At 72.6% G+C, this 13049-nt stretch carries 9 protein-coding genes; 7 read left to right on the plus strand and 2 right to left on the minus strand.

Annotated features, from left to right (window positions below; genetic code table 11):
• Positions 1–125 precede the first annotated feature (125 nt).
• Positions 126–2855 (plus strand): ATP-binding protein, encoded by a 2730-nt coding sequence (locus A4W93_RS20165; RefSeq protein ID WP_169726567.1) that lies wholly within the window; start codon positions 126–128, stop codon positions 2853–2855.
• Between the two features lie 3 nt (positions 2856–2858).
• On the opposite strand, the gene A4W93_RS20170 is transcribed toward A4W93_RS20165, so the two are convergent.
• Entirely contained in the window at positions 2859–4184 is a 1326-nt protein-coding gene (locus A4W93_RS20170; protein ID WP_085752309.1) for an MFS transporter, read from the minus strand.
• Positions 4185–4304: 120 nt separating this feature from the next.
• Positions 4305–4733, minus strand: coding sequence for a DoxX family protein (locus tag A4W93_RS20175; RefSeq protein ID WP_085752310.1), 429 nt, complete (start codon positions 4731–4733; stop codon positions 4305–4307).
• A 131-nt stretch (positions 4734–4864) separates the two neighbouring features.
• Here A4W93_RS20175 and aspT point away from each other — a divergent pair, with 131 nt between their 5' ends.
• Genes aspT through A4W93_RS20205 form a run of 6 tightly spaced genes read left to right on the plus strand, consistent with a single transcriptional unit; the run spans position 4865 to position 13014 of the window.
• Positions 4865–6550, plus strand: coding sequence for an aspartate-alanine antiporter (gene aspT / locus A4W93_RS20180; protein ID WP_085752311.1), 1686 nt, complete (start codon positions 4865–4867; stop codon positions 6548–6550).
• Between the two features lie 29 nt (positions 6551–6579).
• Positions 6580–8247 (plus strand): bifunctional aspartate transaminase/aspartate 4-decarboxylase, encoded by a 1668-nt coding sequence (locus A4W93_RS20185; RefSeq protein ID WP_085752312.1) that lies wholly within the window; start codon positions 6580–6582, stop codon positions 8245–8247.
• A 3-nt stretch (positions 8248–8250) separates the two neighbouring features.
• On the plus strand, positions 8251–9645 hold the full coding sequence (locus tag A4W93_RS20190; protein WP_085752313.1) for a TolC family protein: 1395 nt from the start codon (positions 8251–8253) through the stop codon (positions 9643–9645).
• Between the two features lie 19 nt (positions 9646–9664).
• The gene (locus A4W93_RS20195; protein WP_085752314.1) at positions 9665–10678 is read left to right on the plus strand and encodes an HlyD family secretion protein; all 1014 of its coding nucleotides are present in this window, start codon (positions 9665–9667) and stop codon (positions 10676–10678) included.
• 3 nt (positions 10679–10681) lie between these two features.
• On the plus strand, positions 10682–11866 hold the full coding sequence (locus A4W93_RS20200) for an ABC transporter permease (protein WP_085752315.1): 1185 nt from the start codon (positions 10682–10684) through the stop codon (positions 11864–11866).
• Positions 11863–13014 carry an ABC transporter permease gene (locus A4W93_RS20205; protein ID WP_099959944.1) on the plus strand — a complete coding sequence of 384 codons (1152 nt, stop codon included), beginning with the start codon at positions 11863–11865 and terminating at the stop codon, positions 13012–13014. Before A4W93_RS20200 ends, A4W93_RS20205 begins: the two co-directional genes overlap by 4 nt.
• The last annotated feature ends 35 nt before the right edge of the window (positions 13015–13049 follow it).

Below are 13049 nucleotides of genomic sequence, written 5' to 3' on the forward strand. Positions count from 1 at the left end.
GGGACCTCCTGCAGCCACGAGTGCCTCCCGGGATGGTGGTCGCGTCCGCGGGCCTCGTCAACGCCACCCCATTGCTACACTCCCCGCTCCCCTCCGCCCCGCGCCGGCCCAGGCGCCCCGGTCCCATGCCGCCTCCGCCCGACGCCATCGTCACGTTCGGCCCGTTCGTGCTCGACCGCGCCCGGAAAACGCTGCTCCGCGAGGGCCAGCCGGTCCGCATCGGAGGGCGCGCGATGGACCTGCTCGACACGCTCGTCGAGCAACCGGGCGAAGTGCTGAGCCGCGACACGCTCGTGGCCCGGGTGTGGCCCCGCGCCGTGGTCGAGGAAACGAGCCTGCGGGTCCATGTGCTGGCGCTGCGCAAGGCGCTGGGCGACGGCTACATCGCCAACGTGCCCGGACGCGGCTACAGCTTCGTCGCCCCGGTCGTGCCCCGTTCACCGGCGCTGCCGGCGCCCCTGCCCGCGTCCCGCCACCTGCCGGTGCTGCTGACCCATCCCGTCGGGCGCGACGCCACCATCGCCGCGCTCTCGCGCCAGGTGACCGAGCGGCGCCTCGTCACCGTCGTCGGGCCGGGGGGCATGGGCAAAACCACCACGGCGATCGCGGTCGGGGCGGTGTCGGCCGCGGCTTTCCCCGACGGTGTCCGGTTCGTCGACCTGTCGCCTGTGACCGACCCGCGCCGCGTGCCCGCGGCGCTGGCCGACACCCTCGGCATCGTCGTGCCACCCGACCACCCGTGGCCCGCGCTGGACCACGCGCTGCGCCCGATGCGCGTGCTCGTGCTCCTCGACAACTGCGAGCACGTGATCGACGCGGTGGCACTGCTGGCCGACACCGTGCTGTCCGCCGCGGCCGGCGTGCACATCCTCGCCACGAGCCACGAGCCGCTCGACACACCCGGCGAGTGGGTGCACCACCTGCCGCCGCTCGGGCTGCCCGACCCGCACGCCCCCTTCGCGGCGCACGAGGCGCCGGCGGTCGAGCTGTTCCTCGAGCGGGCGCCGGGCGACCGCCAGGCGCTGCTGCGCGAGCCGGCGAACCTCGCGCTCGTGCGGCACGTGTGCCGCCGGCTCGACGGCCTGCCGCTCGCGATCGAACTCGCGGCCACGCGCATCGACACGCTGGGCGTCCAGGGGCTGGCCGACGGGCTCGACAACATGCTGGGGGTGCTGACCCGCGGCCGGCGCACCGCGTCGCCCCGCCACCAGACGCTGCAGGCGACGCTCGACTGGAGCCACGGCCTGCTCGACGACCACGACCGCACGGTGCTGCGGCGCCTGTCGGTCTTCCGTGCGCCCTTCACGGTCTCCGACGCCGTGCGGGTCGCCACGTGCGGGCGGCTCGGCGGCGAGGCCGTGACGGCGAGCCTCGTGAACCTCGTCGCGAAGTCCCTCGTCGCCAACGACACGGCCCACGACCCGGTGCGCCTGCGGCTGCTGGGCACCACGCAGGCCTACGCGGCCACGCGCCTGCGCGAGAGCGGCGAGTTCCTGGCACTGGCCACGCGCCATGCGGAACACGTGCTGCGGCTCGCGGCGGACGCGGTGGCGGAGATCCAGACGGCACCGATCGACACGGTGCAGTCGTGCATCACGCGCCAGGGCCGGGTGCTCGACGACGTGCGGGCCGCGCTCGACTGGGCCTCGTCGCCGTGGGGTGACCCGCGCCTCGCGGCAAGGCTCGCCGGCGCGACGGGCCCGCTGATCATGGCCCTCGGCCGCATCGACGAGTTCCGCCCGCGGATGCAGCTCGCGTTCGAGCAGGCGGTGGCGCTGCACCCGCCCGACCCCGAACTCGAATTCGGGGCCGGCATGGCGCTGTGCCTGATGAGCGGCCACAGCACCGTGTCGCAGGAGCCCCTGCTCGGCCGCCTCCGCGAGCTGGCGGACCGCCTCGGGCCGCCAGCTCGCATGCACCAGGTGCTGGCGCACGAATGCCTGACCGCCTTCACCCGCGGGGCCTACCCCGAATCGCTCGAAGCGGCCCGGCGCGCGCAGGCGCTGAGCGACGGACCGGACGATCCCGCCGCGATCTTCTTCGGCGACCGCATGCTCGCGCAGACGCTGCACTACCTCGGCCGGCACGCCGAGGCGCGCACGCGCGCCGAACGGGTGCTCGGGCACCCGTCGCGGCTCGCCCACCGGACCCACGTGAGCCACATCCCGGTGGCCGTGTCGCTGCGCGTGCTGCTCGCGCGCATCCACTGGCTCGAAGGGCGGCCGGACGATGCCTCGACCCTGCTCGACGACACGCTCCGGCGCGTGCACCTGGACAACCCGCACGAACTGTCGCTCGTGCTGGGCCTCGGGCTGCTGCCCGTCGCCACGTGGCGGGGCGACCTGGACGTCGCCCGCACGGTGCTGGCGCGGTTCCGCGACCATGCGCTGCAGCACTCGCAGTCGTTCTGGACCTCGTGGTCACGCATGTTCTCCGACGCCCTGGGCGACGGGACGGACCCACCCGTGCCACTGGCCGGCAAGGAGGCCGACATGGCCGCCACGCTGCGGCCCGGCCGGCCCGTGCCCGAGGCCCGCCGCCGCGTCGAGGCCGGGACGGTCGGGTGGTGCGCGCCCGAAGTGCTGCGCGCGGACGCGGTGTCGGGACTGCGCACCCGGCGGCTGTCGGCGGACGAGGCCGAGGCCGGGCTGCTGCGGTCGCTCGAACTGGCTCGTGCCCAGGGCGCGCTGTCGTGGGAGCTGCGCACCGCATCGAGCCTCGTCGACCTGTGGGCACCGCGCGGCCGGGGCGCCGAAGCACGCGACCGCCTGGCCGGCGTGCTGGCCCGCTTCACGCAGGGACGACGGACCCGCGACCTCGCCGAAGCCGCCGCGCGGCTCGATGCCCCGGACTGAAGGTCAGGCGACCGGCCGGCGCTGCTGCCCGCGCGGCGACAGGGCCAGCACCGCGAGTGTCGCGACGAGCGCCACCGCGATCACCGCGAACATCGCCACGGCACCACCGCCGCGCAGCAGCGGCAGCAGCACCAGCGGCGCCACGGCCGCACCGACGCGGTTGAGCGCCCAGGCCCCGGCGAGCGACGTGGCGCGCACGCGGGTCGGGAACACCTCGGCCGCGTACAGCGTGAGGGCCGACGTGTAGAGCGACGACACGAGCCCGAACAGCGTGCTGGAGAGGATCAGCCACAGCGGCGTGCCGCTCGCGACGAACACGAGGCCCGAACCCAGCAGCAGCACCGCGCACGCGCCGAGCGCGAGGCGCCGCTCGATGCGGTCCACCACGAACGACGCGGCGAGCGTGCCCACGAACGGGCCGAAGGTGGAGAGGCCGACGAACAGCAGCGTGTCCGACAGCTTGAAGCCCTTCTGCATCAGCACCGCGCCCATCAGCAGCGGGAACGCCACGGTGGACCACGGGCTCAGCAGGAACATCGCGGCCACGCGCGGCCAGGGGCTGCGGGATGGCGCGTCGGGTGCCCCGGCCACGGCCTGCACGGCCGGTTCCGCGCCGGCGGACAGCACGCTGCGCGACCGCTCGAAGCGAGCGCAGGCGGCCTCCGCCTCGTCCAGGCGACCACGTGCCATCAGCCACCGGGGCGACTCGGGCAGGCGGAAGAACATCAGCCCCGCGAGCAAGGACCCGGCCGTGCCCACGTAGAAGGCCCAGCGCCAGGCCTCGATGCCCAGCGGCTGCAGCGGCGTCAGCCACCGCACGAGGAACACGCCGGCCGGCGGACCGAGCGAGGCGACCGCGATGCACACGAGGGTCAGCAGCCCGCGCCGGCGCGGCGGCAGCAGGTCGGTGAGGTACGACATCATCAGCGGCGGGTACGCGCCGAGCGCGAGGCCCGCCAGCACACGCGCCGCCCCCAGCTCGACCACGCCGCGGCTCAGCGCCGCCGCGAGCGACGCCGCCGACAGCCACAGCAGCACGGCGGCGAGCGTGGTGCGGCGGCCATGGCGGTCGGCGCACCAGCCGAGCAGCGGCGCCCCCACCACCGCACCGACGTAGACGGACGACAGCAGCAGCGACAGGTCCCCCGGCGCCACCGCGTGGGGCGGCGCGGAGAACACGGCGGACAGCACGTTGCCGAGGCCGATCTCGAACAGGTCGAACGAGAAGCCGAGTGCACAGAGCGCCACGGCGGCAACGTGGAGCGCGGTGACAGGCAGCCGGTCGAGCCGGTGGCCCACGTCGAGATGGTCGAGCTCGCCCTGCCGCATGCGTGTTCCTCGGGGAATGGGGATTCGCCGCGCACGATACCCGACGGGGCCGCGCGAGGGCGCCCCGCCTCACAGGGATTCACAACGATTCACGCCCCCCCCCGCCGGCGGGTGCGAGGCTCAGTTCCAGCGGCCGGCGGCGCCGCCCACGCTGAAGCGTCCGGCCCCCAGCAGCACCACGGCGAACGCGCCGAACAGGTACATCGCCTGCAGCTCGATGGCCCAGCCGCCGGTGTTGTTCAGCTGGAAGATCTGCCCGCGGTGCACGAGCCCGATGGCCACCAGCATGTTGCCCGCCACGACGAGCGCCGCGGGCCGGGTCCAGAAGCCGGCGATCATCAGCAGCGGTGCGAGCACCTCGCCCACGTAGACGAGGTAGGCGACGGCGGAGGGAAGGCCCGCGTTCGCGACCGCCCCGAGCACGGGGCCGATGCCGTTCTGCAGCTTCGAGACACCGTGGACCAGCACGAGCAGGCCGACGAGCACCCGCAGCACGAGTTTGCCGAGGTCGTCGGAGGACGAGGAAGACAGTGCGACGGAGCGGGTCATGGCGGTCCTTTCATCGAGGGCAGCGGAAGTCCACTGTAGCGCCGGCGGCCGCCCGATGCACCAAAGGCCAATATACAGCTGCCCCCCAGGGGGCCTACCTTGCGCTCCTGATTGTCCACTGGAGGTACGGCATGGAGTGGTTGCACGGCATCTTCCAGAAGTCCCCCGAGGCCGCGCTGTTCCTCAGCCTCGCCGTCGGGTACGCGTTCGGGAAGATCAAGTTCGGCAAGTTCCAGTTCGGCGGGGTTGCCGGCTCGCTCATCGTCGCGGTGATCGTGAGCCAGGTGGGCGTGCAGGTGGACAACGGCGTCAAGTCCGTCATGTTCGCCCTGTTCATCTACGCGGTGGGCTACGACAGCGGGCCGCAGTTCTTCAACTCGCTGAACCGCCAGTCGCTGCGCGAGATCGCGATGGCGGTGTTCATGGCCATCGCCGGGCTCGTCACGGTGCTGGTGGTCGCGAAGCTCTTCCACCTCGACAAGGGCCTCGCCGCCGGCCTGGCCGCCGGGGGCATGACGCAGTCGGCCATCATCGGCACGGCCGGCGACGCCATCGCCCAGCTGGGGCTGTCCGCCGAGGAGACGAAGCGGCTGCAGGCCAACGTCGCGGTCGGGTATGCCGTGACCTACGTGTTCGGCTCGTTCGGCGCGATCCTGATCTGCGCCAACCTGCTGCCGAAATTCATGGGCAAGGACCTGCGCACCGCTGCGCTGGAGGCCGAGGCCGGCCTCAAGGGCGGCGGCACCCGTGCCGGCCCCGGCCAGGCGGCCGCCGCACCGGCGCTCGTGGGACGCCTCTTCCGCGTGGAGGGCGTGGACGGCCGCAACGTGTCCGAAGTGGAAGGCCTCGCGCACGACGATTTCACCATCGAGCGGGTGTCCCGCGCCGGCAAGCCGCTCGACCTGGCGCCCGACCTGCGGCTCGCCAAGGGCGACATCGTGCTGGTGGTCGGACGGCGCGCGCCCGTCGTCGAGACCGCCGCGCGCATCGGCACCGAAGTGCACGACGTCGAGGGCATGGCCCTGCTGATGCAGACGCGCCAGGCGGTGTTCACGCGCAAGGGCTTCAACAACAAGACCATCGACGAGGTGCGGGCGGCGGTGGACCGCAGCATGCGCCACGGCCTCTACATCACGGCCATCACCCGGGGTGGCCAGCCGCTCTCGGTGCTGCCGAACACCGTGCTGCAGCACGGCGACGTGGTCAGCTTCTACGGCACCGCGGCCGACACGGCCCGTGCGGTGGAGGCCACCGGCTACCCGCTCGCCACCGACGGCAAGACCGACTTCGTCTACATGGGCGCCGGTGTGTTCCTGGGCCTGATGATCGGCCTGCTGGTGGCGCACGTGGGTGGCATCCCGCTCACGCTGGGTTCCGGTGGCGGCGCGCTGCTCGCCGGCCTGCTGTTCGGCTGGGCCCGGTCCAAGCGGCCGATGTTCGGGGCGATGCCCTCCGAGGCCGGCCAGCTGCTGCGCGACTTCGGCCTCGCCGCCTTCGTCGCCATCGTGGGCCTCAACTCCGGCCTGCAGGCGGTGCAGACGATCAAGGAAAGCGGCATCACCATCTTCCTGCTCGGGGTGGTGGTGACCGTGGTGCCGCTGATCCTCACGATGCTGTTCGGCCGCTGGGTGCTGCGCTACGACAACGCCGCGGTGCTCGCCGGCGCGCTGTCGGGCTCGCGCAGCGCGAACCCGGCCTTCGGCGAGATCCTCGACAAGGCGGCGAGCCCGGTGCCCACCGTGCCGTTCGCCCTCACCTACGCGCTGGCCAACGTGCTGCTGACCCTGCTGGGGCCGCTCATCGTCGGCCTGGCCTGATCCCCCCCTCCTCCATCACGAGGTCCACCATGAGCGACACCGACCGCCTCCGCCCCCTGAAGACCAGCCGCGAAACCCAGCAGTCGCTGCTCTCGCTGAGTCCTTTCGAACTGAAGGACGAGCTGATCAAGCTCTCCACCGAAAACGCGAAGCCCGGCAACTACGCGATGCTGAACGCCGGCCGCGGCAACCCGAACTGGATCGCCACGACGCCGCGCCAGGCGTTTTTCCTGCTCGGACAGTTCGCCTTGACCGAGTCCGAGCGGGTGTGGAAGGACGAGGGACTGGGCGGCATGCCGGCCAAGGACGGCATCGCCGCGCGGCTGAAGACCTTCCTCGAAAGCCACAAGACCAACCCCGGCGCCGACCTGCTCGCACGCAGCGTGGCCTATGGGGTGGAGACGCTGAAGTTCGAGGCCGACGCCTTCGTGCACGAACTGGCCGACGCGATCATCGGCGACAACTACCCGGTGCCCGACCGCATCCTGCGCCACGTCGAGGTCGTCGCGCGCAAGTACCTCGACCAGGAGATGTGCGGCAACAAGCCGCCCGCCGGCACCTTCGACATCTTCGCGGTGGAAGGCGGCACGGCGGCCATGTGCTACATCTTCGATTCGCTCGAGACCAACGGCCTGCTGCGCAAGGGTGACACGGTGGCCCTCGCGGTGCCCACGTTCACGCCGTACATCGAGATCCCCCACCTCGCGCGCTACGACTTCAACGTGGTCAACGTCGACGCGTCGCCCACCTGCGGCCCCGACGGGTTCCACACGTGGCAGTACCCCGACAGCGAAATCGACAAGCTGCGCGACCCGAGCGTGAAGGCGTTTTTCCTCGTCAACCCGAGCAACCCGCCGTCGGTGATGGTGTCGCCGGAAACGCTGAAGCGCCTCGCGGACATCGTGCGCAACGACAACCCGAACCTCATCGTCATCACGGACGACGTGTACGGCACCTTCGTCGACGGCTTCCGCTCGCTGATGGCCGAGCTGCCGCAGAACACGCTCGGTGTGTACTCGTACTCGAAGTACTTCGGCTGCACCGGCTGGCGGCTCGGTGTCATCGCGCTGCACGAGGACAACATCTTCGACCGGCTGCTGACCGAACTCCCGCCCGGCAAGCGGGCCGAACTCCACGGCCGCTACAGCTCGATCTCGATGACGCCGGACAAGATCAAGTTCATCGACCGCCTGGTGGCCGACAGCCGCTCGGTGGCGCTGAACCACACGGCCGGCCTGTCGCTGCCGCAGCAGTGCCAGATGGCGCTGTTCTCGCTGTCCGCGCTGACCGACACGGCAGACCGCTACAAGAAGCTCACGCGGGCCATCGTGCAGCGCCGCCTCGACGACCTGTGGGCGGGCCTCGGCCTGCCGCGCCCGAAGATCGCGCACCAGGCCGGCTACTACGTGGAGCTGGACCTGATGGTGTGGGTGAACCAGAAATACGGCGCCGAGTTCGCGGCCTTCCTCGAAGCCAACTTCGAGCCGGTGGACTTCCTGTTCCGGCTGGCCGAGCGCTTCTCGATCGTGCTGATGGACGGCGGCGGCTTCGGCGGTCCGAAGTGGTCGGTCCGGGTGTCGCTCGCCAACCTGCCCGACGAGGCCTACCGCAAGATCGGCGAGCACCTGGCCGAACTGGCGCCACGGTACGTCAAAGCATGGCAGGACGCGAAGGCCGGCGGGGGTGCGAAAGCCTGAGCGATGAAGGTGCGGGCCGGGCTGATCGCCGCCGGCTTCGTGCTGTGCACGGGCGCGCACGCGGCCGACCTGGACCTGACCCGTGCGCTGCAGCTCGCGCAGCGCCACTCCGGCAAGCTGGGCGCCGCGGCGGCGGGCACCGAGCAGCGGCGCGAGCAGGCCGAGGCCACGCGGGGCCTCGGCGGCCCGGTGGTGTCGATCGGGGCCATCGGCTACGCCTTCGAGAAGCGGCTCGCGATCCCGCTCGAGCCCTACGCGAGCCAGATCAACGGGCTCATCGGCAACCTGCCGATCCCGCCGTCGCAGCTGCCGATCCCGCTCGACATCCCCACGCTGCCCAACTCCGTCAACCTGCGCCTGCGCGATGAAGGCGCGAGCGGCCTGCTGCTCGGCTTCTGGCCGCTCTACATGGGCGGTCGGTTCGACGGCGTGCGCGACCTCGCGAAGGGGCGCGTGGAGGAATCCGTCGCGGAGGAGCGCCAGTCGGGCGACGAGGTGGCCGCCACGCTCGTCGAACGCTACTTCGGCGTGCAGCTCGCCCGCAAGGCGCTGCAGGTGCGCGTGGCCGCGCGCGACGGCGTGGCGAAACACCTCGAGACCGCGAAGCGCATGGAGGCGGCCGGCCTCATCGCGCGTGTCGAGCGGCTGCAGGCCGACGTGGCCTTCGACCAGGCGCGCCGCGACGCCGCCAAGGCCGCGAACGACCTCGCGCTCGCGGAAAGCGCCCTCGCCCGCACGACGGGCCAGGAGTCGCTGGCGGGCCTCGACCTCGCCACGCCGCTCTTCGTCGACGCACGTCCGCTGCCCGCGCTGGCCGACTACATCGCGAAGGGCGAGGACCACCACCCCGGCATGGCCACCGTGCGCGCCAAGCGCACCCAGGCGCAGGCGCTGAACCGCATCGACGAGGGCGGCCACAAGCCTGTGGTCTACGCCTTCGGCACGAGCGAGATCCGCTCGAACAAGCCCGACTGGATCGTGGGGCTCGGGGTCAACTTCGTGCTGATCGACGGCATCGACCGCAACGCGCTGACCCGATCGAGCCTCGCGGCCGAACGGCGCGTGGACGAGGCGGAGCGCCAGGCCCGCGAGGACATCGCGCTGCTGGTGGAGCGCAACCACCGCCGCACCGAACAGGCCCGCGTGAGCCACGAGGCCATGGAGAGCCAGGAGGCGCTCGCCCGCGAGTACCTGCGCCTGCGCGAGAAGAGCTTCAGCGAAGGGCTGTCCACGGCCGTCGACCTGATCGACGCGCAGCTCAACCTCGCGAAGGTGCTGACCGAACGCGCGCAGGCCGCGTACGACTACGACCTGGCGCTGTCGGCGCTGCTGCAGTCGGTGGGCGAGATCGATCGCCTGCCGGAGATGGCCCGCGCCGCCTCGTGGCGCGTGGAGTGAACGACGAGGACGCCACACGATGGACGACACGCCCGCCCCCCGCCGCCACCTCGGTCCGACGCTCGCGGCCGCGCTGGTCGTCGCCGCGCTCGTCGCCGTCACCGCGTGGGGCATGTGGGCCGGCACGCGTCCGCCACGCATCGTGCTCGAAGGCCAGCTCGACGCCGAGCAGGTCAACGTCGCGGCCAAGGTGCCGGGCCGGGTCGCGCGGGTGCTGGTCACCGAGGGGCAGCGCATCGAGGCGCAGCAGCAGCTGATCGAGATGGACGCCCCCGAGATCGCCGCGAAGTTGCAGGAGGCCCAGGCCGTGCGGGCAGCCGCCCAGGCACTGAACGACAAGGCGCATGCCGGCGCACGTTCGCAGGAGATCCGCATGGCCGAGCTGAACTGGCGCCGCGCGGAGACCGCAGCCGTCCTGGCCGAGAAGACCTTCCGCCGCGTCGACGGCCTCGCGCGCGACGGGCTGATCGCCGCGCAGAAGCGCGACGAGGCCGAGACGCAGTGGAAGGCCGCGGCCGACCTCGCCGGCGCCGCTCACGCGCAGTACGAGATGGCGCAACAGGGCGCGCGGGTCGAGGACAAGGCCGCCGCGGCCGCGCAGCTGCGCCAGGCGCAGGGCGTCGTCGCCGAGGCCGAGGTGGCCGCGTCGGAATCGCGGCTGGCGAGCCCGGTCGGCGGCGAGGTCACGAAGGTCTATGCCAAGCCCGGCGAGATCTCGCCCGCGGGGGTGCCGGTGGCCACCATCACGGTCGTGGCCCGGCCCTGGGTGGTGCTCAACGTGCGGGAGGACCTGATGCCGCGCTTTCGCCACGGCGCGAAGTTCGACGGCGACGTGCCGGCGCTCGCCGAGACCGGCGTCGCGTTCGAGGTGTTCTACGTCGCGGCGCAGCCGGACTTCGCGACGTGGCGCTCGACGAAGTCGGGGCCGGGCTTCGACGCCCGCACCTTCGAGGTCCGTGCCCGGCCGCTCGCGGACCTGAAGGGCGCGCGGCCCGGCATGAGCGTGCTCGTGCCGATGGCTCCGGCGTCCTGAGCGATGGACCGCCCCGGCTTCACGGAGGCGCTGCGGGCCGTCGCCCATCGTGAACTGCGGGCGCTGCGGCACGACGGCTGGCTGCTCGCGCTGGTCACGTGGTGGCCGCTGCTGATGGTGGTGGTCGTGGCCGCCACGTTCTCGGCCGGGCTGCCGCGCGACCTGCCCCTGCGCGTGGCCGACCACGACCGCTCGGCCACGTCGCGGCAGCTCGCCCGGTTCATCGGCCAGGCGCCGACGCTGCGCGTGGACGGTTCGCCGGCGGACGACTCGGACGCCTTCGCCGCCGTGCGCCGCGGCGAGGCCGTGGGCCTGCTGGTGGTGCCCGAAGGCTTCGAGCGGCGGTTGCGCACCGGCTCGCCCAACGCCCTGCAGCTCTTCGTCAACGGCCAGCTCTCCACCGCGGCCAGCGTGATGCAGAGCGACGTGCAAGTGGCCGTCACGCTGTTTTCGGCCGGGGCCGAGCTGCAGATCCGCACCGCGCACGGCGAAGCGGCCGCAACCGCGCTCGGCGCCGTCGAGCCGCTGCGGCCCGGCCTCGTCACCCTCTTCAACGGGGCGATGAACTACGAAGGGTTCCTGGTGCCGGCACTCGGCGCGGCCCTGGTGCAGATGTTCGCGATGTTCACGACGGTGGTGCTGATCGGCCGCGAATTGCGCGAGGCCACCGTGTCCGCGTGGCTGGCCGCGGCCGGCGGGCGGCCCGGCGCCGCGCTGGCCGGCAAGCTCGCGGTGGGGATGCTGCCGCTGCTGGTGATCGGATGGGGGCTCGTCGGCTGGCTCGTGCTCGCGCGCGGCTTCGCGGTGGCGGGTTCGCTGCCCTTGCTGCTGGCCGCGTGGGGCGCGATGGTCGCCGCGAACGCGGCCGTGGGCATGCTCGTGGTCGGTCTCGCATCCGGCCTGCGACTGGGCCTGTCGGCCGCGGGGTTCATCACGTCGCCCGCGTTCACGTACGGCGGCATCGCGTTCCCGGTGGCCGCGATGCCGCTGCTGGCACAGGGCTGGTCGGCCGCGCTGCCCCTCACGCATTTCCTCCGGCTGCAGTCGGAGCAGTGGTGGATGGGGGCACCGTGGGCGGTGTCGATGGGCAGCGCCGCGGTGCTGGCCGGGTTCGCGGTGCTGCCGTGGTTCGCCGCACCCGCCCTCGTGCGGCGGATGGCACGGCCCGCCGCGTGGGGACACTCGTGAGCCGGCGCCATGGCGTGCTCCTGGCGATGCGCCTCACGCTGCGCGCCGTGCTGCGCGACACCGGGGTGCTGCTGCTCCTCGTCGTGGCCGGCGTGGCGTATGCGTTCTTCTATCCGCTGCCGTACGCCCGCGAGGAGGTGACGCGCGTGCCGGTGGCCATCGTCGACGGCGACCCCGGTCCGCTCACGCGACAGCTCGTGAGGTTCGCGAAGGCCTCGCCGAAGCTCGACGTGCGCCTCGTCACCGGCGACGAGAACGAGGCCCGCGAGGCGCTGTGGCGGCGCGAGGTCGAGGGGCTACTGGTCGTGCCGCGCGGCCTGCATGCCGACGTGTACCGCGGCCGTGCGGTGACGTTGCCGGTGATGGGCAACGGGGCCTTCCTGCTGTTGAACAAGACGGTGCTGCAGGGGTTCGCCGAGGTCGTGGGCACCCTGTCGGCGGGCATCGAGATCGCACGGCGGCAGGCCGGCGGCGCCACGCCCGCGATGGCCGCGCTGCAGCGCGCGCCGGTGCGGGTCGTTCCCCATTCGCTCTTCAACACGCGCGACGGCTACGCGAGCTACATCGTGCCCGCGGTGTCGGTGCTGATCGTTCAGCAGACGGTGCTCATCTCGGCCGCGATGCTGGTGGGCACCTGGGCCGAACGCGGGCGGTCGCGCCTGCGATGGCTCGCGCGGCCGCGCAACGGCCTGGGCCTGCTCGCGACGCTGAGCGCGTTCGGCACGCTCACGGGGCTCTTCTGGTTCGGCTTCGTCTTCTGGTTCTGGGACCTGCCGCGCGGTGGCAATCCGTGGGGCGCGGCCGCGCTGCTGCCGGTGTTCTGCCTCGCGTCGGCCGCGATGGGGGTCGCGCTGGGCGCTTGGGCCGGCCGGCGCGAGCGGGTGTTCATGTTGTGGGTGCCGACGTCGCTGCCGCTGATGTTCCTGAGCGGGGTGCCCTGGCCGGTGGCATCGATCCCCGCGCCGTTGAACGTGCTGGCGGCGGCGTTCCCGAGTTCGCCCGGCATCCTCGCATTCGTGCGGCTCAACCAGCAGGGCGCGTCGCTCGCGGACGTGGCGCCGCTCGGCGGGCAGCTGATGGTGCTGTGCGGGTCGTACCTGGTGCTGGCGGCGGCCGTTTCCGCACGGCGGGGGCGTTCGCCACCCTGAAACGAAACAGGCGACCCGGGGGTCGCCTGTGCGTC

Origin of the sequence: Piscinibacter gummiphilus, from assembly GCF_002116905.1 — a bacterium.
In the GTDB taxonomy this organism is placed as follows: Bacteria; Pseudomonadota; Gammaproteobacteria; order Burkholderiales; family Burkholderiaceae_C; genus Rhizobacter; species Rhizobacter gummiphilus.

What these genes read in the sequence shown, in the direction of transcription:
- A4W93_RS20165 (WP_169726567.1), top strand. Translation starts at nt 126, where the DNA reads ATGCCGCCTCCGCCCGACGCCATCGTCACGTTCGGCCCGTTCGTGCTC.
- A4W93_RS20170 (WP_085752309.1), bottom strand. Translation starts at nt 4,184, where the DNA reads ATGCGGCAGGGCGAGCTCGACCATCTCGACGTGGGCCACCGGCTCGAC.
- A4W93_RS20175 (WP_085752310.1), bottom strand. Translation starts at nt 4,733, where the DNA reads ATGACCCGCTCCGTCGCACTGTCTTCCTCGTCCTCCGACGACCTCGGC.
- aspT (WP_085752311.1), top strand. Translation starts at nt 4,865, where the DNA reads ATGGAGTGGTTGCACGGCATCTTCCAGAAGTCCCCCGAGGCCGCGCTG.
- A4W93_RS20185 (WP_085752312.1), top strand. Translation starts at nt 6,580, where the DNA reads ATGAGCGACACCGACCGCCTCCGCCCCCTGAAGACCAGCCGCGAAACC.
- A4W93_RS20190 (WP_085752313.1), top strand. Translation starts at nt 8,251, where the DNA reads ATGAAGGTGCGGGCCGGGCTGATCGCCGCCGGCTTCGTGCTGTGCACG.
- A4W93_RS20195 (WP_085752314.1), top strand. Translation starts at nt 9,665, where the DNA reads ATGGACGACACGCCCGCCCCCCGCCGCCACCTCGGTCCGACGCTCGCG.
- A4W93_RS20200 (WP_085752315.1), top strand. Translation starts at nt 10,682, where the DNA reads ATGGACCGCCCCGGCTTCACGGAGGCGCTGCGGGCCGTCGCCCATCGT.